The organism is Streptomyces rugosispiralis, assembly GCF_024505145.1.
Classification (GTDB): Bacteria; Actinomycetota; Actinomycetes; order Streptomycetales; family Streptomycetaceae; genus Streptomyces; species Streptomyces rugosispiralis.
On record NZ_JANIAA010000027.1, the window covers coordinates 113149 to 132510 of the forward strand.

The 19362-nt window shown below is 66.8% G+C and carries 16 protein-coding genes and 4 pseudogenes; 10 read left to right on the forward strand and 10 right to left on the reverse strand.

Features of this window, described 5'->3' with window-relative positions; genetic code table 11:
* Positions 1-138: 138 nt before the first annotated feature.
* Positions 139-1098, reverse strand: coding sequence for a hypothetical protein (locus tag NP777_RS48850; protein ID WP_256653547.1), 960 nt, complete (start codon positions 1096-1098; stop codon positions 139-141).
* Between the two features lie 71 nt (positions 1099-1169).
* Positions 1170-2593 (reverse strand): annotated as a pseudogene (locus tag NP777_RS31410) (MFS transporter).
* Between NP777_RS31410 and NP777_RS31415 the strand changes: the two are divergent.
* Positions 2580-3272: a TetR/AcrR family transcriptional regulator gene (locus NP777_RS31415; RefSeq protein WP_256653548.1), complete on the forward strand. Its 693-nt coding sequence runs from the start codon at positions 2580-2582 to the stop codon at positions 3270-3272. The pseudogene NP777_RS31410 and the gene NP777_RS31415 sit on opposite strands and share 14 nt — an antisense overlap.
* Positions 3273-3340: 68 nt before the next feature.
* Here the strand turns inward: NP777_RS31415 and NP777_RS31420 are convergent, their stop codons facing one another.
* From NP777_RS31420 to NP777_RS31450, 7 genes are all read right to left on the reverse strand, one after another.
* Positions 3341-3610: a hypothetical protein gene (locus NP777_RS31420; RefSeq protein WP_256653549.1), complete on the reverse strand. Its 270-nt coding sequence runs from the start codon at positions 3608-3610 to the stop codon at positions 3341-3343.
* Between the two features lie 12 nt (positions 3611-3622).
* A complete protein-coding gene (locus NP777_RS31425) occupies positions 3623-4156 on the reverse strand; it encodes an aromatic-ring-hydroxylating dioxygenase subunit beta (RefSeq protein WP_256653550.1) in 534 nt (177 codons plus the stop codon).
* 32 nt (positions 4157-4188) lie between these two features.
* On the reverse strand, positions 4189-5583 hold the full coding sequence (locus tag NP777_RS31430) for an aromatic ring-hydroxylating oxygenase subunit alpha (protein WP_256653551.1): 1395 nt from the start codon (positions 5581-5583) through the stop codon (positions 4189-4191).
* A gap of 38 nt (positions 5584-5621) precedes the next feature.
* The gene (locus NP777_RS31435) at positions 5622-6854 is read right to left on the reverse strand and encodes an NAD(P)/FAD-dependent oxidoreductase (RefSeq protein ID WP_256653552.1); all 1233 of its coding nucleotides are present in this window, start codon (positions 6852-6854) and stop codon (positions 5622-5624) included.
* Between the two features lie 2 nt (positions 6855-6856).
* On the reverse strand, positions 6857-7048 hold the full coding sequence (locus NP777_RS31440; protein WP_256653553.1) for a ferredoxin: 192 nt from the start codon (positions 7046-7048) through the stop codon (positions 6857-6859).
* Between the two features lie 154 nt (positions 7049-7202).
* Positions 7203-7931, reverse strand: a complete 729-nt coding sequence (locus NP777_RS31445) for a response regulator (RefSeq protein WP_256653554.1) — start codon at positions 7929-7931, stop codon at positions 7203-7205.
* A gap of 4 nt (positions 7932-7935) precedes the next feature.
* The gene (locus NP777_RS31450) at positions 7936-8691 is read right to left on the reverse strand and encodes a TetR/AcrR family transcriptional regulator (protein WP_256653555.1); all 756 of its coding nucleotides are present in this window, start codon (positions 8689-8691) and stop codon (positions 7936-7938) included.
* A gap of 326 nt (positions 8692-9017) precedes the next feature.
* Between NP777_RS31450 and NP777_RS31455 the strand changes: the two genes are divergently transcribed.
* Positions 9018-9167, forward strand: coding sequence for a hypothetical protein (locus NP777_RS31455; RefSeq protein WP_256653556.1), 150 nt, complete (start codon positions 9018-9020; stop codon positions 9165-9167).
* 450 nt (positions 9168-9617) lie between these two features.
* On the opposite strand, the pseudogene NP777_RS31460 reads toward NP777_RS31455, so the two are convergent.
* Positions 9618-10394, reverse strand: a pseudogene (locus NP777_RS31460) (IS5 family transposase); the annotation flags it as partial.
* On the opposite strand from NP777_RS31460, the pseudogene NP777_RS31465 reads away from it, so the two are divergent.
* From NP777_RS31465 to NP777_RS31495, 8 genes and pseudogenes are all read left to right on the forward strand, one after another.
* Positions 10363-10689, forward strand: a pseudogene (locus NP777_RS31465) (SAM-dependent methyltransferase); the annotation flags it as partial. The pseudogenes NP777_RS31460 and NP777_RS31465 overlap by 32 nt on opposite strands.
* A gap of 776 nt (positions 10690-11465) precedes the next feature.
* Positions 11466-12101: an MFS transporter gene (locus NP777_RS31470; RefSeq protein ID WP_256653557.1), complete on the forward strand. Its 636-nt coding sequence runs from the start codon at positions 11466-11468 to the stop codon at positions 12099-12101.
* Positions 12074-12460 (forward strand): MFS transporter, encoded by a 387-nt coding sequence (locus tag NP777_RS31475; protein WP_256653558.1) that lies wholly within the window; start codon positions 12074-12076, stop codon positions 12458-12460. Before NP777_RS31470 ends, NP777_RS31475 begins: the two co-directional genes overlap by 28 nt.
* A 356-nt stretch (positions 12461-12816) precedes the next feature.
* The gene (locus tag NP777_RS31480; protein WP_256653559.1) at positions 12817-14826 is read left to right on the forward strand and encodes a CehA/McbA family metallohydrolase; all 2010 of its coding nucleotides are present in this window, start codon (positions 12817-12819) and stop codon (positions 14824-14826) included.
* A gap of 223 nt (positions 14827-15049) precedes the next feature.
* Positions 15050-15160, forward strand: a pseudogene (locus NP777_RS48855) (IS630 family transposase); the annotation flags it as partial.
* A gap of 192 nt (positions 15161-15352) precedes the next feature.
* Entirely contained in the window at positions 15353-16762 is a 1410-nt protein-coding gene (locus NP777_RS31485) for a M20/M25/M40 family metallo-hydrolase (RefSeq protein ID WP_256653560.1), read from the forward strand.
* Positions 16763-17236: 474 nt separating this feature from the next.
* On the forward strand, positions 17237-17974 hold the full coding sequence (locus NP777_RS31490) for a FadR/GntR family transcriptional regulator (protein WP_256653561.1): 738 nt from the start codon (positions 17237-17239) through the stop codon (positions 17972-17974).
* A 160-nt stretch (positions 17975-18134) separates the two neighbouring features.
* Positions 18135-19295 carry an aminotransferase class V-fold PLP-dependent enzyme gene (locus tag NP777_RS31495; RefSeq protein WP_256653562.1) on the forward strand — a complete coding sequence of 387 codons (1161 nt, stop codon included), beginning with the start codon at positions 18135-18137 and terminating at the stop codon, positions 19293-19295.
* Positions 19296-19362 lie beyond the last annotated feature (67 nt).

Consider the following 19362-nt stretch of genomic DNA (forward strand, 5'->3'; position numbering starts at 1 on the left):
ACAGATACGTCCTGGGCCTCACGCGCGCGGTCGTGCTCGGCTGGAGCATTCTCCACCTCGAGAGTCGGGATCCGGCTGGCTTCACTTATGTAACGCTAGGCGTGGTCGAATGACACTGCCATTACACCCCTGCACCAACTACCCGGGATCATCTTTTGGGTGTGCACCGCAGACCCCTTCGCGGGGTCCGGGAGCGGGCAGCCCACGATGGTCGATCTCAAGTGCACCTTCGAAGCGCGGAACGGTCAGCGTCCAGTCTCCGTTGCGCTCGATGCGGTGGGCTCGGGTGATGGTGTGCGTGCCATCGGCGGCGAGTTTCGGTGAGCCAGGAAGTGCCATCTCCGGTGGTGTCCCAGACGCTGAGATAGCGGCCGCCTCCGAGGTCGAGTCCGAGCCAGGTGAAGCGCGGGGGTTCGGTGCCGGGGGTGCCCCACTGGCGATCGAACCAGGTGCGTCCGCGGACCTCGTACGTGGTGCCGTCGGCGGTGAGGGTGCCGGAGGTGGTGAGGCCAGGGAGGCAGTGCTGGCCGGTGGTGCCGCCAAAGAAGGGGGGAGGCCGGAGCCTCCGTTATAGAGCACGGGTTCGTCCCGCCGCAAGGTCAGCTGGAGCGAGCCGGTGCCGGTGGCACCGATGATCGCGATGGCGTCCAGGTCGCCCCGTATGTCAAGGACCGGAGTCCGGATGTCGAGGATGCTGGTCGCGAGCGTCACCTCGTCGGGGCTGTCGGTCGACTGCTGGTGGCTGGAATGACCGCCCGGCTCCCGCATCAGGGCGACGGTGCTGTGGGCGGTGCCCTGTACGGTCATCGCGTGGATCTTCGCCCAGAAGGCGGTGTCCGCGGCCTTGAGGCGTGCGGTGAACCACCAGGAGTCCATCACCCGGGCGGGGCCGGCAGGGAGTTGGTCGACGGCGGCGACCAGAGTGGGGGCGTCGTGGTCATCGTGGCTCCTTCGGTGGGAATGCAGGCATGCGCATGGTCCCCGGAGCCAGACGGGGGCGATGTCGATCGACTTCTCCTCGAAGCGCTTGGCCATCAAGGCCGACACGGCCTTCTTGCCTGCGCGGTTGGCCATCACCTTCTGCGTGGCGGTGCGCATGACCTTCTCTCGGGAGGTCTGGGGGACGAACATCGTCAGCCCCTGGGTCCGGCCGGACTTCTGCTGGGTGACTATGAAGGGGCGCAGCCTCTGTGGACGGTGGGTGCGGCGTCCGGGTCCTGCTCAGTGGCGCCGCGGCGGAACATCAGGCCGCAGACGACCGCGCCGACGGCGAAGAAGATCGCGGACCACATGTAGGCGGTGGAGTGGCTCTCCAGCGCGGAGTGGGTGACCACGTCCGGGGTGGGCGTCTTGTCGGCCATGTAGTCCGTGGCGGCGCTCGCGGCCAGGGTGCTCAGCAGGGCGGTGCCGATCGAACCGCCGACCTGCTGCATGGTGTTGACGCTGGCGGAGCCGACACCGGCGTCGGCCGGGTCGATCCCGGCGGTGGCGGTGGACATGGCCAGGGACATCACCAGGCCAAGGCCCAGGGCGAAGGCGAGCAGCGGCGGCATGACGTGCGCGAGGTAAGTGGAGTCGGCGTCCAGGCTGGTCATCCACAGCAGCCCCACCGCGGACAGCGCCATGCCGAGCGGCACGATCGGCTTGGGTCCAACGCGTGGGACAAGGACGGTGGTGGCCAGGGTCGAGGCGATCATGACCATGGCGATCACGGGCAAGAAGGCCAGACCAGTCTCCATCGGCGAGTAGCCCAGGATCTGCTGCAGGTAGTACGTCAGGAACAGGTTGACGCCGAACATGCCGGCCGCCGAGACGAACATGACGATGGAGGCGGCGCCCCGGTCACGGTCACGCAGGATCCGCAGCGGAAGCAGCGGGTGCTCCACCCGGTTCTGCAGCCACACGAACACAGCGATCAGCACCGCACCCGTGGCCAGGAATCCCCAGGTGCCGACGGAGCTCCAGCCGTCGTGCTCGGCGTTGGAGAACCCGTAGACCAGGGCGAACAGGCCGGAGGTGACCGTGATGGTGCCGGGCACGTCGATCTTCACGTGCGGGTCGCGACCCTGTCTGGGCAGGAACCCCAGGGCACCGACCAGCGCGATGACCGCGAAGATCAGGTTCACGTACAGCGTCCAGCGCCAGTCGAAGTGCTCGGTGAGGAAGCCGCCGAGGAGCAGTCCCACGCCACCGCCCGCACCGGCGACGGCACGGCCACCAGGATCTCGAAGCCAGAGGCGGCACCGGCCAGCGCGGAGGCGCCGGCGAAGCCGACCAGCCCGATGATCAGGGCCCGCTTGCGGCCGATGAGGTCCGCGATGCGCCCGCCGATGAGGAGCAGGCTGCCGAAGGCCAGTGAGTAGGCGGTGACGACCCACTGGCGATCACCGTCCGAGAAGCCCAGGTCCGCCTGGGCCGAGGGCAGGGCGATGTTCACGATAGTGGCGTCGAGGACCACCATCAGCTGGGCCACCGCGATGACCGCCAGGATCAGCCAGCGGTGCCGGTGTCGGCGATCGGCGTTCCGGTCGGCGGCCCGTCTGGTCGCCGGGTCCGGCTGAGGCGGGTTCGCCTCCTGAGTGAGTGCGCTCATCGGTGTCTCCGAACACGAAAATACAAATGGAGACGCCCTCTCCGCTTACCCACAGGAACGCCCCCTGCGGGCGGACGCGGAACGCAACAGGCAGCGCCTTATCACCGCAGGTCAGGAGCTGTTTTCCAAGTGCGGCCTGAACGTCACCCTCGACGACATCGCCCGCCACGCGGGCGTCGGCGTCGGCACCGCATACCGCCGCTTCGCAAGCCGCGAGGAACTCATCGACGCCGTCTTCGAAGACGCATTGCAGCACCTGATCGACCTCACAGAAGCCGCCCTGGCCCATGAGGACCCCTGGGAGGGGCTCGTGCAGATCTTCGCCGCCGCCGGCCAGGACTTCGCCCACAGCCGCGGACTGCGCGAGGTGCTCCTCGAGAGTGCGCAAGGCAAGGCCCGGTCCAACGCGCTCCAAGAACGCCTCACCCCCAACCTCCGCGCCATCCTCACGCGCGCCCAGGAGGCCGGCCGGCTGCGCGACGACATCGAGCCGACCGACTTCCCTCTCATCCAGCTCATGCTCGGGGCAGTCACCCAGCACAGCCAGGCGGTCGCGCCCGATCTGTGGAAGCGCTACCTCGCCCTCATCCTGGACGGCCTGCGCAACGACCGGGACGACGCGACACCCCTGCCCTGCCCCGCCCTCACCCCGGAGGAATTCGACCGGACCATGCGATGACCGGGCCGACCACGCGTTCGGCCGCGCATCGATGCCGATACGCGGCCGAAGCTCCCCTACCCGCTCGGTCAAGGCATGCGCGACTCGTCTTCTCCGCGGTCACGCCCGATCGAGGCCCGCAGGAAGCCGGAGAACGTCTCTGGTGTCTGCCAGGTCAGGCTCTCGAGCTCCACGGCGTCGAGCAGGATCCGGAGCCCACGCCGGGGGGCAACGATCTCCAGGCGTTCGCCGTTGCGCGTGTGCACCTTACGCAGACGGATGGTGGCGAACTCGTTGGAGATCTGGATCGATGTGCCGCTGTCGGTTCCGTCCGCGGCGTTGTCTTCGTACGCTGTCATGTCAGGCCCGGCTCAGAGGAAGACGCCGAGATTGGCGGTGCCGAGAATGGTGTGGTCGAGCAGGACGAGCCGGCTCCGCAGCCGCCACGCACCGTCTTCCATGCCGAGGACATCCTGACGCTCGCCGACGATCAGGTCGTACTCGGTGGTGTCTCCCTGGGAGCGGTACAGCGTGAGGTAGCTCTTCACCTCCGCAGTGTCCGGCCCGAGTTCCCGCACGCGTACGTTCGTCACCACCCGCCGTGTACGCGAGGGCGGGTCCTCCGCCCAGGCGTGCTCGGTGAGGAGCCGGTTCACCCGCGTCCGCATGGTCCCGTACGTATCCGTCATGTGGAACCCGGTCGTGCTGAACTCCGCGTCACGCGACGTCCGCACCCGGGTGGTGCGAATCGGTATTCGGTACTCGAGCCCCTCGGACAGGCAGGTCTCGAACCAGCCGGAGTAGTCGGTGTTGTCGAGCAACTCCGCCTCCCGGTAGAGGAATTGAATGCACGAGCGCTCCAACTCCACACTCGGGAGGGCCGTGATGACCTGTTCCACCGTCATCGCATTCCCCTTCGTTCCCTGTCCCGCCGGGCTCACTGAGCCATCAGCCGGTCGGCCCACTGGTGCCACCAGCGCCGCTGGTTCATCTCACCCCACGGGGTGGTACTGACGGTCCCGGGCCCGATCCAGTCCTCCCGGATCGCGTAGTCGCCCATGCCCTCCATACCCATCTGGTAGTTGAACTTCATGGTCTTGCGCGCGAAGACCGAGCGACCCGTGGGCGGTCCGCCGGCCCAGGCGACGGTATCGTCCTGCTCGAAGATCCCTGAAGGGCCGAAGGAGCTGACGCCCGCACGGTATGCCGCATCGTTGAACTCCTTCGGAGCCGACTTCCACTCCAGGGACCAGTTCCACAGCTCGAAGTTCTCGGGTCCCTTCGGCTGCCACTGCCGCAGCAGCGTGAAGGTCGTCGGCGGCTTGCCCGGCTCCGTCGCGCCGAAGGAGCGGAAGAACGACAGGTTCGGGAAGATCGTGAAGCCGACCACCCCGTGGTCGGCATCGAGGAAGGCACGCTGGTCCGCGTCGAGTCCCTTGAGGTCGAACGTGGAGTGGACCTCGGGCGGGAAGCCCATGTACCCCAGCGGCTCGGGCATGGGCATGTGCGTGACGATGAGGCCGTGCCCGCCGTCGAGCGCCACGTGGAAGTTGCTGCCGACTCCCCTGGCCACGTCCCCGCCCAGGACCCCGATCTCCTCGAGCGACTGGTGCAGCGCGATCACGTGGTACGCGTCGCCGACGAAGTTGTCGGCCCCCGACTTCCAGTTGGACGGCACGGCCCACCGGTGCGGATCTCCCACCGTGGTCATGCCCTGTTCGTTGAGTCCGAGCAGCACGTCCAGGTACCAGCACATGTCACCCAGGTACTCGCGCAGCGAGACCGCATCCGGGTCCAGGCAGGCGAAGATCAGCCCCTGGTAGCTGTCCACGTGCGGTGCCTTGCGCAGGCCCCAGTCGGCGCCGTCGAACTTCCGGTAAGCACGGGCGCGTTGGGGCGCGCCGTTCCAGTCGCCCGAGTTCTTGTAGATCCAGCCGTGGTACGGACACCGGAAGTGCGAGCTGTTGCCCTTCTCGGCCCGGCACACTGGAGAACCGCGATGCATGCAGCTGTTGAAGAGAAGCTGGATCTCGCCCTGTTCGTCCCGCACGAGGATGAACTGGTCCTCGCCCACGTACCGCAGGAGGTAGTCACCGTTGTTGGGGATCTCCGAAACATGGCCGACGAACACCCAGCATTTGGTGAAGATGCGGTCCAGCTCGACCTGATGCAGCTCGGGGTCGTTCAGCACCCTGGGCGACAGCATCCCTTGCACCAGGTCGCTCTGGACCTCGGACAGGAATGTCTGCATCGATCCGTTCAGCGGACCGGGCCCCACCGTACCCGTGTGCCGCCCGACACGCGTTCCGGGTTTCTCGTTCAGCTCGGTCATACCGTTTTCTCCAAGCCGGATATCTGTTTCGTCATGTCTCAATCTCCTGGCTGCGCGACCGGACGTGCCGCGAACCGGGCACCGGCCGGGCCTTCGGCGGCATCGTCCTGCGCCAGCCTGCGTCGGTACGTGACCATTCCTCGCGGTGAATTGACCGCGAGCACGCCGGCAGTCCGCTCGCCCCGTTCGTACAGCGCGACGAAGCGCCGCTGCGCGACCGAGCCCTCGACGATCCGGACCCGGTGGGACGGGTCCGGAACACCGGCGATCTGGAGCTTGACCCCGTGCTGGTCGGACCAGACGAAGGGCACCGGCGCGTAGCCACCGGACTGCGGGCCCTCAAGGATCGTCCGGGCTACGAAGGCACCCTGCTCGGTCGCGTTGGTCCAGTGCTCGATCCTCATCTCCCGTCCGAAGAGCGGGTTGTGCCAGCGTGCCACGTCGCCCGCCGCGTACACATCGGGGACCGAGGTGGCACAGTGCTCGTCGCACAGGACCCCGTCGGCCACGCTCACGCCCGAGCCGGACAGCCAGTCGGTCACCGGCCGCGCCCCGATCCCGACAACCACGACGTCGGCGGGGACGACGCTGCCGTCCGTGAGGCGGACCCGCTCGACGCGCTCGTTTCCTTCCAGCCGCTCGACCGCCGCGCCACAGCGCAGCCGTACGCCCGCGTCCAGGGGAATTCCGGCGAGGTCGAGGGCCATCTCGTAGCCGAGCACCCGCGCCATCGGCGCCGCGAGTGGCTCGAACACCGTGACGTCGCATCCCAGGCCGCGGGCGGTCGAGGCCACCTCGCATCCGATGAAGCCGCCGCCGACGACGGCCACATGGGGCGAGCCAGCGAGCGCGGACCGGAGCGCGAGGGCGTCATCGGCGGTACGCAGCACGTGGACGCCCGCGTAAGCCTCCCAGTCGGTCGGCATCCTGGCGGCGCTACCGGTCGCGATCACCAAGTCGTCGTAGCGGAGCTGTTCTCCGGTATCAAGCGCCAGCATCCGTCGGGCGGGGGCCAGGGCACTCGCCCGGCATCCGAGTCTCAGGTCCAGGTCGAGCGCATCCGCCTCGTCGCGGGACAGCAACTGAATGCCGCTCAGAGGCACTTCGCCCGCGAGAAGCTTCTTCGACAGTGGCGGCCGGTCGTAGGGCAGGCGCTCCTCAGCCCCTACGAGTACGACCTCGCCGTCGAAACCGCGGTCACGCAGAGCCCTTGCCGTGCGTACGCCGGCCAGTGAGGCACCGGTCACGACGACGCGTCGTTTGCGGGCCATCGTCAGCCCTCGAGGTGAAGCGCTCGTGCCGGACAGTCGAGCACGGCGTACTTCACTTGGTCACGCAGCTCCTCCGAGGGAGCGTCGACAAGGACCTTGACGATCCCGTTCTCGTCAAGATCAAAAACCCGCGGCTCGGCCACGGCGCAATTGCCGTAGCCCTGGCATTTCCCGCGGTCCACCAATATCTGCATGCTTCCCATTCCTTGCCGTCGAGCGCGACTCTGGTGCAGGCTTCCTGCGAAGCGCTCGAAACAAGACGACCACGGGAGGACCGCCACCGGCCAGATTCAAAAGGAGGGAACCATACCCTCCTTTGTGAGGGTTCACCTGCTGGGAACATGACGGTTACCCTCTTCCTGATCCTCGCTCAGGAAGTGACGCCAACCCCAGTTCACAGGCGCGGATCACCGCCACGAGCCTGGATGGGGCTTCTAATTTGGTGAGCAGGCCCCGCACGTACCCCTTTACGGTCGTCTCGGAAAGGAAGAGCTCTCGGGCAATCGCGCGGTTCGAGTAGCCATGCGCAAGGAGCCTGAGTACGTCATGTTCGCGGCCCGTGAGAAATACCGCGCCTTCCGGCTGCTGCTCGCCGTCCGTCCGACCGGGCTGCGTGGCGTGCCCCTGCGTGGCCTGGCGCACGGCTTCAGCGACCAACGGCTTTGCCGCTTCACGACCGATCTGTCTGACGATCCGGGGGTCGGCCACAAACGCACCGGCGGCCATCGCCCGCAGCGCGGCGCCCAGGTGGACCTCCGACACGTCCTTGAGTAGGCATCCGTCCGCTCCCGCGTCGAGACATGCGTGAATGACCGACACGTCGTCGACGGCGGTCACGAGGACGAGGACGCCCTCGGGAAGCAACTCGCGGAATGCACGGCACAGTTCGTCCGGTGGAGTGAGGCCGGGAATCCTGACGTCCAGGAGCACCATCCCGGGACGCTCAAGTCGGCTGATATCGAGAGCCGCCGCCGCGTTGTCGGCCTCCAGGACCTCGCAGCCCCCGAAAGACTCGGTCACGACCACGCGCAGCCCTCGGCGCGCCACCGGCTGGTCGTCGACCAGGAGAATCTTCATCTCCTCACCCGCGCCGTACGGGTGCCGACGCCTTCGCCTTCTCCGTCTCTCCTGCGGTGGCCAGAGCGGACGCCGCCTCCCGTCGCTCTCTGAGGAGTCTGATTCCTTCGTCGGTGGCAGCGCGGACATCGGCCCGGTCGGCCCGCTGCTCGCCCAGCAGAGCGGTGACCGCTGCGGACATGGTCGTCACGGGGTCGGTGACGGTGATGTCACCCGGCACGCGCGTCCGGGTGAGGCCCTGGGAGAAGCCCACCATCAGCGCGTGCAGCGCGTAAGCCTGTTCCTCGACGGCCCAGTCATCCCGGACGAGCCCGTGCCGGCGCACCATCGGCAGTGCCGCGGTCAGAATCGCGGCGGGGCTGAGTGTCGCAAGCAGTTCCTCGCTGCGCGGATGACTGGCCAGGGCTCCCAGCACATCGGCATCGCCGACCACCATGGCTCGCACGAATGGACGGTCGAGAGCGCTGCACACCAAATGAGGGCAGAGCCGGTGTGGGCGACCGAGCTCCGGGTCCGCGGTCAGAGCCTCGATCCCGTCGTCGACGAATGCCAGGAAGTCTCTCACGAACAGGTCGAAAACCAGGTCTTCCTTCGCGGGCCAGTACAGGTAGGGCGTGCCCTTGCCGACGTGAGCACGGGCCGCGATCTCCGCGACGGTGACGCCCTTCACTCCGCGCTTGAGCACAAGCTCCTTCGCCGCGGCCAGGATCCGTGCCGCCGTGCCGGAGTCGCGTCCCCCCTTGACCACGCTGATGTCCATGACCTCACAATAGCCAAACTGACCATTACCATCATTTGGTCAGCCAGTGAGGCGCGTCACACCCTCTACCTGACCTCGTGGTATATGAACTCTGTGCCTGCCGAAAAACTCATCCGTCCTGGTGGGGCTGGTGTACGGGTGGTGTCGAGCGCGGGCGCTTGGGCGGGTGCTCTGGGCATCTGGTGAGTGCCCCGGCAGGATGATCTTTCGTGCTGCTTCGACTTGTCTATCTGGGTGTGGCGAACGTGTTCGCCCTGCTGCGGCCGCTGCCGGTGAGCAACCAGGACTAGGACGCGGAGATCCTCGCGCTGTGTCATCAGATCACGGTGCTGGAACGCCAGCTCGGCCGGGATCGGGTGCGGTTCGCCCCGAGTGACCGGGTGTTCCTGGCCGCGCTGCTGCACCGGCTCCCGCGCGGTGTGCTGCGCCGGGCACGGCTGCTGGTGCGCCCGGACACTGCTGCGCTGGCACCGTGACCTGGTCTCGCGCCGCCACGCGGCCCGTTCCCGGCCCCAAGCGTGCGGGTCGGCCGCGTACGGTGCGCTCCGAAGTTGCCGGTGTCGGCTTCGGTGAGGATGCCGAGTTTGACCAGGCGCTTCAGCTTGGCCCGGGTGCCTTCGACGTGCTTCGGCAGCGGTTCATGGCCGAGGAACTGGCAGACGTCCTTGGCTCGCAGGGGGCCGGTCGTCTCGTTGAAGGCGGCGAGGATGCGCGGGTAGTCCGGGTGGCCGGGCAGTTCGGGTGGGGATGCGGGGAGCCGGTCAGCGAGGCCGGTGACGGTCTCGCGGTGATCGTGAGCTGCTCGAGGTGCGTCTCGGCCTTCCGCAGCCGGGTCTGCAGGTCGTCGATCTGCGCGCGAAGGTCATCGGCCAGGGCCCGGGCGGCGTCCTCCTGCAGGTCCAGTGACTCAAGGAGAGGGCGGAGGTTCATGCGCTCACCGCTTCTTCGCGCCAGGTGGAGGTGTTCGTGCCGGTGAGGCGGCGGATCATGGCGTGGGACATCGCCCAGTAGACGCGGGAGGCGGACGAGGCGGTGCGATGCTCGTAATCGCGGACCAGACGCCGGTGCAGTATCAGGATCCCGTAGGTCTGCACGACCCTCCACCGCTTCGGCCGCGGTAGGAATCCCCGGTGGCCGGGGTCGCGTCCGACGATCTCGACGTCGATGCCCAGGCTGGCGCCGTGGTCGACGACCTGGTTCTTGAAGCCCTGGTCCACCAGGGCTTTGCGGACGGTTCTGCCGGCGTGCTCGGCGACCTGGTCCAGCAGGACGATGCCCGCGGTGTTGTCGTGGATGTTCGCGGCGAGGACGACGACCGCGATGACCAGGCCGAGAACGTCCACGGCCAGGCCGCGCTTGCGGCCCGGCACCCGCTTGGCCGGATCGTAGCCGGTCGCGGCGGCGGGGACCCCGGCGGACACATGGACACTCTGGGTGTCCAGCACCACCAGGGCGGGGTTCTCTAATCGTCGGGCACGTTCACGGACCTGGCAGCGCAGGAGTTCATGGATGACCTGGTCGGTCCCGTCATCCCGCCAGGCGGCGAAGTAGTAGTACGTCGCGCTCTTCTGCGGCAGGTCGTGCGGGAGGTAGGCCCATTGGCAGCCGGTCCGCCCCTGGTAGAGGATCGCGTTCACGATCTCCCGCATGTCGTAGGCACCCTGGTGACCGCTGACCGAGCGATGCCGGTGCTTCCACGCTGAACACGTCCCGCACCGCGGCGCGGACTGGGGGCCGATGCTGACCGCTGCCGGATTCGCCGTCGAGGACGAGCGCACCATCACCGTCAACATCGAGGGCAACCGCGGCGAGGCCATCGGCCGCTACGCCCACGGCAGCCTGCGACGCATCCGCGGCGCCGCCGCACCCGCACTCAGCTCTGAGGACCTCGCCGCCCTCGACGAACTCCTGGACGTCAACAGCCCGCACGGCATCCTGCACCGCGACGACCTCGCCGTACGCACCGAGCGCACCGTCTGGGCCGCCCGCCGCGCCTGACCCGCGGGCTGCCCGGTTGCCTGCCGGGCCGCAACCGCACCCAGTTACTTGCCTCATACGCAACCCATTGCCACGCACCGCGGCTGGCCCACACGCGCAGAGGTGGAAGCAGCGCTGCCAGGCGACGCCCCAGCCACGCTCCTCCGCATACGGAGACTTGCGTCCGTCCATGGGTCCTCAAGATCCATTGTCAGGGCGCCCACTCCAGAGGATCAGCCTCACCGGGGTCTTGACTCCGACCGAGTGACAACCGACACTGGCTGAACCGGTCAGACCTTGGTCTGACCACTGACCAAGAGAGTGTTCAATGCCCACGGAGTCTCAAGTACCCGTTTCCGGAAAGCCCGGCCGTCGTCGAGGCTCGTTGAAGAGAGTCCGACTTTCGGCGCAGGTTGCGGCGGTGGTTGTCGGCGTGGGGCTGGCGAGTAAAGGTGCGGCTTCGCGCCAAGACCGGGAAGGGCATTCGGGAGGTTTTTCGCGTCCTTCGGGGCGCCATGTATCTGGGGATCCCGGCGAGTGGTGGAGAGTTTCCTCCCGATTCGCTCAGGTCGCACGATGTAGCAAACCCCCCCTACCCGCGGCCGCTGGGTTGTTTCCAGGGGGCGCGCTGTTTGAGGAGTGTCTGATGAACAACGGCAATGGTGCCGGAGCGCGAAAAGTTCTCCTGGCTGGCGCGATCGGAAACTTTGTGAGTGGTGCGACTGGGGCCTGTACGGGCTGTTCGCCACCACGATCGCGACCCAGCTTTTCCCGAAAGGGGCCCTACCGCCGCTGTGTTGTCTACCTTTGTCACCCTCGGGCTCGGCTACGCGATCCGTCCGATTAGAGGCCTCGTATTCGGTCATCTTGGTGACCGAATCGGTCGACGCGCGGTACTCATCCTGTCTGTGTTGTTGATGAGTGCAGGAACAACAGCACTGGGTCTGCTACCCGGCTACGCGCAGATTGGCGCAATGGCACCGGTGTTGCTTGTCCTATGTCGGCTTGTACAGGGCTTCTCCGCCGGGGGCGAGTCCACCGGCTCGGGCATCTTTCTGATTGAACACGCGCCCTCTGACAGGCGCGGTCTGTACGCGTCGGTGACCCCGGCAACTAACAACATCGGTACGATGGTCGGCGTCCTGGTGGGGATGGCGGTGACCGCCACGACGACCCCGGAACAACTGGCGTCGTGGGGATGGCGGATGCCGTTCCTGACCGCGGCGCCGCTGGCCTTGGCCGGACTGTACCTGCGGCTGGGAGTGGAGGAGTCGCCCGTGTTCGCCGCGGTACGCGCCGAGGGGGACGTAGCATCCGCACCCCTTGTGCAGGAATCCAAGCTCGCGAAAAAGTCGATGTTGGTCATGTTTGCTTGGGCGACGACCTACACAGTCACCTCGGCGTCATGGTTACGTTTCTCCTGTCGTACCTGACCGTGACGGTGAAGTTCAGCAAGACTCAGTCACTGGTTGTGCTCCTGGTCATCCTGGTCGCTGCCGTGATAGGTGGCGTCCTGGCCGGGTATCTCATCGACGTTGTGGGGCGCAAACGTATCGCGGTCGTGTCTGCTCTCGGCGTGGGTGTCTGGGCCGTGCCGACGTTTGCGTTTCTCGAGCACAGCACGGTGCTGGGAGCCTGCCTGGTCGGTGCGGTGCTCGCATTCTTCGCTGGTGGTATCCGCACGACGACCTTGCTGGCTGTGGTCGAGTTGTTCCCGCCGGGTGTCCGGTCCTCTGCCAGCACGCTGGCCTATCAGATTGGCCTCGCCGTCTTCGGGGGGACCACACCGTAGGTGGCGACTTGGCTCGTCGGGCGAACCCACCTGGCCACAACCAGGACAAGGAAAGCCGCCCACACCGCACCATTCTCCCGCACCACCCACACGACAAGTCATCGCAGACGTCGTTTCTTCGGCGTCGAGTTTGGCGGCCTTGTTGCTACGTCGTAACTGCTGGAATTCCTCATCAGGATATGGTCCCCTGGCTGAGCTCGCCGGGCTCACCAGCGGACTCGAAGTCATTCGGCTCCATCGGAACATCGATCAGGGCTGAACGGGCTGCATCGCAGCTGCCCCTGGATGAGGTTGAAGGATTCCGTTACGGCCTGATGCCACGGGCAAACGGCACTACAGATTGGAGCGTACGCCGAATGTGCTGTGAAGAGGACCTCATGCCGCCGGTCGTCAAGGATATGCTCGCGAAGTACCAGGGTCTGCTGGTTCAGCGTGGACACGATTGGGGGAATGACCGCGAGAGGACTCTGAGTAAGGCACTGAGCGCGTTGATGTCTTGGTGTCCACAAACCCAACTGCTGTCCATCAAGGGCGAGCTGTACACGGCGATCAATCAGCGGGAAACGCCGGGGGAGGGTGTGCGGGCTCTTATCGACCTTGTCGTGCGCGCATTGCCCAACCCGCTGCCGACTGGCCTGGCGATTGCGGACAGGGACGGAATCAGGGTTCGGACTCCGCCTCCGTTTGCCACAGCCGGCCAGCCGGTGCGCTATCAGGTGTTCACGGTGGACGGGTCAGGGGGGCCGCTGACCTTGTCCGGAGCAACCGTGGAGGTGGATGACCCTGAACTCGTAGTGAACGGCTACCGTGTCCGGGCGGCAGAATCGGTCGAGACCGGAACACTCAGGTTGGTGTCGGATGCGCCGTCTAGGTGGTCCGTGGTGGACCAACGTGGTGGCGCGTGGTTCCCGAACGGAGTGTTGCGCAAGTACGACTATCACGGGCACCCGTTTTTCCACGGCAACGACATCTCTCTGGGGGTGCCAGCTGGCACGACGAGGATTCGCGTGGCGCGAGGGTGCGAGTTTCAGCAGGTCAGCCGCCAAGTCGACGTCCAAGCTGGCACGGAAGCGACCGTTACGCTGTCCCCGACTCGGCTCTACGACGCAGCCGCACGCGGCTGGTACGGCGGCGACCTGCACGTGCACATGAATTACTCCGGTGACCTGGTGTGCGCCCCACCGGATGCGGCCCGCATGCAACAGGGCGAAGGGCTGCACGTGATGAACCTCCTCGCGGCCAACTGGCACACGGCCTTGGTCTATGACCGGGAAGCGTTCGAACATTTCATTGGACGAGACTTGCCGTGGACCAGCGATGACACGGTCGCCCGTTGGGGCGTCGAATACCGCAACGACCTACTCGGGCATTTCGCTGCGCTGAACCTGTCCGCGCCACCGACGCGATACCAGAGCGGACACCGTCGCTCCGACGAGCCGCAGGACTGGCCGCCCAACGCGGTTGCCGCCGCAGAGTGCCGAGACCTGGGCGCCACTGTCGGCTATACCCATCCGCTGAGCAAGCCGCTCGGCGTCAACGGCTCGTCCGAACCGGTTTTCTCTGGCTTTGCGCACAACTCCCAGGCCCGCGAGTTGGTCGTGGATGCCGCGCTCGGCCTGGTGGATTCCGTCGATCTCACCGGCAACCACAATGAAAGCGGAACTGAGGCAACGCAGTACCTCTACCACAGGCTATTGGGCTGTGGGCTGCGGCTGGCTGCGACGGCAGGCACCGACACGATGCTGTCCCAGTCGTGTTACGGGATTTATTCGAACCCCCCCGGCTGGGCCCGTGCCTACGCCAATCTTGGCGGAGCACCCCTGTCGATCGAATCCTGGCAGGACGCGGTCCGTGCTGGGAAGACGTTCGCCACCAACGGGCCGTGGCTGGAGCTTGACGTCGATGGCCACGGTGTGGGTGACACGATTGCCCTCGATGGCCCCGCTCGCCTTCCGGTCACGGTCAGCGTCGCCGGTGTGGGTGCGGAGCAAGTGGAGATTGTCGGTCCGGATGGCGTGATCGCCACTCGCACCGTGTCGCCCCACAGGAGGGAGGCACGTCTGGACGCATTCGTCGAGGTGACCGGTCCGATGTGGCTGGCTGCGGTGGTCCGCGGCGGCCACCATCCCGACGTGCTCGGTCCGAACGTGTACGCCCACACCAGTCCAGTCTGGGTCGACATGGCTGGCCAATCGGTCGCCCGGGGCGAGGACGCCGCGTGGTGTCTGGACTGGATAGACCGCTTCGAGCGGCTCATCCGCGACGTCGGGACCTTCACCGAACCCGGACAACTGGAGGATCTCCTCGGTGTACTCGACCAAGCCCGCGCTATTTATGACAAGATCATTCAGAATGGCAGCCGGTGAAGGCGGCGTTGAACACCGTGCCGTCCGCCACGAGAAGTCGGCTACTGGGCCGCCGGACGGGCGCGCAGGCCGTACTGCTGGGCGTGCTGCTCGCGGGTGCCTCCTGGTCGCCACCTTGACCTGCGCTGACGACGGGATGATCCCGAGCCTGCCGGGCGGGGGCTGTCTGCTGCGGGAGACGGTGCCGGGAAATAGTACGGACGCAGGCGGCCGAGCTGTTTGAGGCATCCTGCCGGTGGCCGGGCTGATCGCCATGCAGCCCGGTTATCGCACCCGGCTGTGCCACCGCCTGCGTACCCACCCCTCGGGCAAAGGCAGGGGGTGCAGCAAGGGGAGAGAGTACCCCTGAATATCGCCGCGTATTCGTTGTGTTTCGTTCCGGATTCGAGGTCTTCGCCACAAGGCAGGAGACAATTTGCTTCCCCGCCTCGCCATAGCGTTGATCATTCTCTCAGCCAACTTCATCGGCGCCATGAGGGTCGCTTTCGACCCCGACGGCAGAGATAAATAGATAGGGAGTAACACGATGGACAACCAGGAAAGCGTCTCCGAGAGTCTGCGTGAGATCTTCGCGTATGTCGACGAGCGGCAGAAGAGTTATGTGGAGAGGCTGCTCGACTACATTTCCCGGCCGAGCATCAGTGCATCCGGCGAGGGCATCGACGACGTCGCCCGCTACATCGGCGACCGCATGCGTGAGATCGGCCTGGACACCGAGCTTGTGCCCACGGCTGGTGCACCGATGGTGTTCGGCCACCGGACTGGGTCCGGCGGTCCGACCCTGCTGCTGTACGGCCACTATGACGTGCAGCCGGCCGACCTGTCGGACGGGTGGGTCTCGCCCCCGTTTGAGCCCACCATCCGGGACGGCCGGATCTATGCGCGCGGTGCGGCCGACAACAAGGGGCAGCACTTCGCACAGTTGCTCGCCATCGAGGCGTTTCTGGCCTGCCGTGAGCAACTGCCCTGTGATGTCAAGGTGTTGCTCGAGGGCGAGGAGGAGATCGGCAGCCCCCGGATGCCGGCGTTCGTCGCCGAGCACGGCGACCTGCTGAGTGCGGACCTGGTGGTGATCAGTGACGGGCCGGTGGATCCCAGCGGGCGGCCGATGATCTCGCTCGGCGTGCGCGGCGATCTGGGCTTCGAGCTCCGGGTAACCGGCGCGAACACCGAGCTGCACTCCGGTCATTGGGGAGGGGTCGCGCCGGATCCGGTGTGGGATCTGGTGCAGTTGCTCGCAACGATGAAGGACACCCGTGGGCACGTGACGATCGACGGGTTCTACGACGACGTACAGCCGCTCACCGCTGCCGAGCGCGAGGCGCTGGACCGGTTGGAGATCGATGTCGAGGCCATGAAGCGCGACCTCGCGTTCGACGAACTTGCCGAGCCGAGAGAGCGCAGTGTCGCTGAGCGGCGTATCGCGTGGCCGACCCTCACCATCAACGGGCTGCACGGCGGATACGACGGGCCCGGCTCGAAGACGGTGCTGCCACGCGAAGCCGTGGCCAAGTGCGACATCCGGCTGGTCGAGGCGCAGCGGGCCGACGACATCTTCGCGAAAGTACGCGCCCACGTGCAGAAGCATGCACCGGGGATCACCGTCACCCGCAGCGATGGCAGTATGGAGCCGTCCAAGACTCCGATCGACTGCCCGTACGTGGAGCCGGTTAGCCGGGCGATCATTGCGGCGCAGGGGCAGGAGCCGGTGCTGTGGCCCGGGAACGGCGGGAGCCTCCCGCTCTATGTGTTCACCAAGACGCTCGGCATGCCCACGATCCACGTGCCGTGCGGCAACGCGGATCAGTCCCAGCACGGGCCGAACGAGAATCTGACGCTTGACTGGTTCATGGCCGGCATCCGCACCGGAGTCGCGATGCTGGCCGAGCTCGGACGGTTCGACGTCGGTGCCTCCGCCGACCCTGCGGGGGAGTAGGCAATGGCGCTGCTCGAGGTCGTCGATCTGCATACCAGCTTCACCATACGGACTGTGCTGTGAAGGGCTGTTGACGGCGTCTCATTCTCCCAGGACGCCGCCCGGATGCTGGGCGGCGCGGGGGAGTCCGGTTCAGACAAGAGTGCTGCCGCGCTATCCATCACGCGGATGCACCCGCGCGGATCGTGCTCGTACCCGAGCAGTCGGATCCTCTTCCCGGGGTGCGACCTGCGCCGCGCACCGGAGAAGGGCATGCGCCGGATCCGGGCAGCGACGTCGCGATGATCTTCCAGTTTCCCATGACAAGCCTCGACCCGGTTTTCACGGCCCGGGTATTCCCGTCCAGGAGCAGCCCCTTGACCGCAAGCCTCCCCAGGTCCCACACTGGTCAGACCGTGGTATGACCAGTGTGAGGTAGGAAGGTTCAGGCCATCTGGTCAGACCAGTGAGGGGCCGAGGATGAGGAGATGAGCGATGGAGCCGGGGCGCGGCGGCAAAGTCCGCAAGCCGCAGATGGTGGTCGACGGGCTGCTGGCCCGGGCCCGGTCCGGTGAGTGGCAGACCGGGACGCGCCTGCCCTCCGAGCGGGACCTGGCCGTCGAGTTCTCCGTCAGCCGGGCCGCAGTCCGCGAGGCGCTGCAGATTCTGCAGCTGTCCGGGCACATAGAGACCCGGCTCGGCGAGGGGAGCTTTGTCGCGGAGCCCCCTATGGTGACGGGCGGAACCCAGGATGATGCCGGCCTCGTAGCGGGCATGTCCATCAGTGAAGCGCTGGAGGCGCGTGAGGCCGTCGAGCTGTCGAGCGCGCTGATGGCGATCCGCCGGGCCACCCGCTCGGACCTGCTCAAACTGCAGGCGGTGGTGGCGGAACTGGAGGAGCATCTGGAACAGGAGGACTACAAGTCCTACCTGCTCAGCACGCTCGACTTGCACATCCTGGTGGCGAAAGCCTCCCACAATGCCTACCTAATCCGGGTGGTCACCGAACTGACCGACCGCCACCGCGACGACCAGTGGCTAGTGCACGAGCACTACACCCCCGACGTCGCAGCGTTCTCCTTCGAGGTGCATCGCCAACTCGTCGAGGCGATCGTGAACAAGGACGAGCTGAAAGCCATCGAGGCCACCACCCGCCACTACGAGGACTACCCGGTCCTGTCCGGACGGGCTTCCGGCAGCGCCGGTGGGACATCTCCCGCCGGCGCTGCCTGACCGGGCTGGCCGCAGCCCGCTGCCCGACACCCCCTCACTCACAAGCACACTCGCGGACCTACGCCAGCGGCCCCCAAGAGGCCGTCGGCGTGATGCGCGTTGCCCAGATGACGGCGCGGACACCCCGTGCTCACATGACCTGAATCGAAGGTGACCAACCATGGCCCTTCTCGACAACGCCGAAATCCGCAACCACTTTCCGGCCACCGGCAACATGCTGTACCTCGACGCCGCTCACCAGACCCCGCTGTCGACGCCCGTGCGGGCGCAGCTGGACGCCTTCTACGACCAGGCCCAGAACACCGCGGGCCCGAAGGCGGGCTGGCTGGCCCGCATCGAGGAGGTCCGCGCTCAGCTGGCCAGGCTGCTCGGGGTTGGCGCCGACGAGATCGCTTTCACGAAGAACACCTCTGAAGGCATCAACATCGCCGCGCACGGGCTGGGCTGGAAGCCCGGCGACAACATGGTGATGCTGAAGTCCGAGCACCCGAACAACGCCTACGCCTGGCTCTCGCAGCGCTCGGCCGGCCTGGAGGTGCGGCAGATCCCCGAGGACAAGAAGTGGGCCGACGCCGAGACCTTCGCCCCCTACGTAGACGGAAACACCCGCGCGATCGCGCTGTCGCACGTGATGTTCCACAGCGGCCAGCGTAACGACGTCGAAAGCATCGTCGAACTCGCCCGCTCGGTGGGTGCCGAGGTCGTGCTCGACGCGATGCAGTCGGTCGGCGTGCTGCCGGTCGACGCGGGGGCCCTCGGCGTATCGGCCCTGTCCGCGGGCAGCCACAAGGGCCTGCTGATCCCGCAGGGCCTGGGCTTCCTCTACACTGCCGTGGGCACCGACGTGCTCGCACCGACCTATGTCGGCACCGCCGGTGTCGCCAACGCCCGCACCGACCTCGTCGCCGGCCCCGAGGCCGTCGAGCTGCGTCCCAATGCGCATCGGTTCGAGATAGGCAACTTCAACCTGCCCGCCATCCACGCCCTCGGCGGAGCGCTCGACTTGATCGAGTCCGTCGGGATGCCCGCGATCGCCGGACACCTGCTCAGCCTCGGTGACCGGCTCATCGAGCACCTCGACCGGCTGGGTATCGACTTGGTCGGCCCCCGAGAGCGGGAGCGCCGCAGCCACATCTACGTCCTGGCCCTGACCGATGCCGCATGGCCGCTCTATCTCACCGAGGCGGGCGTGCGCCTCTCGCCGGTCCGGGGCGGACTGCGGGTCTCCTTCGGCGTCTACAACAACGCCGCCGACGTCGACCGCCTCGCCGAGATCCTCGAGCGCGGGCTGCGCACCGGGCGCACCGCGACCGCGGCCTGACCTGCTATCGCACCTCCCACCAGCCCTAGTAGACTGTCGCTGCTAATGCTTGGGATAGAGGTGGCGA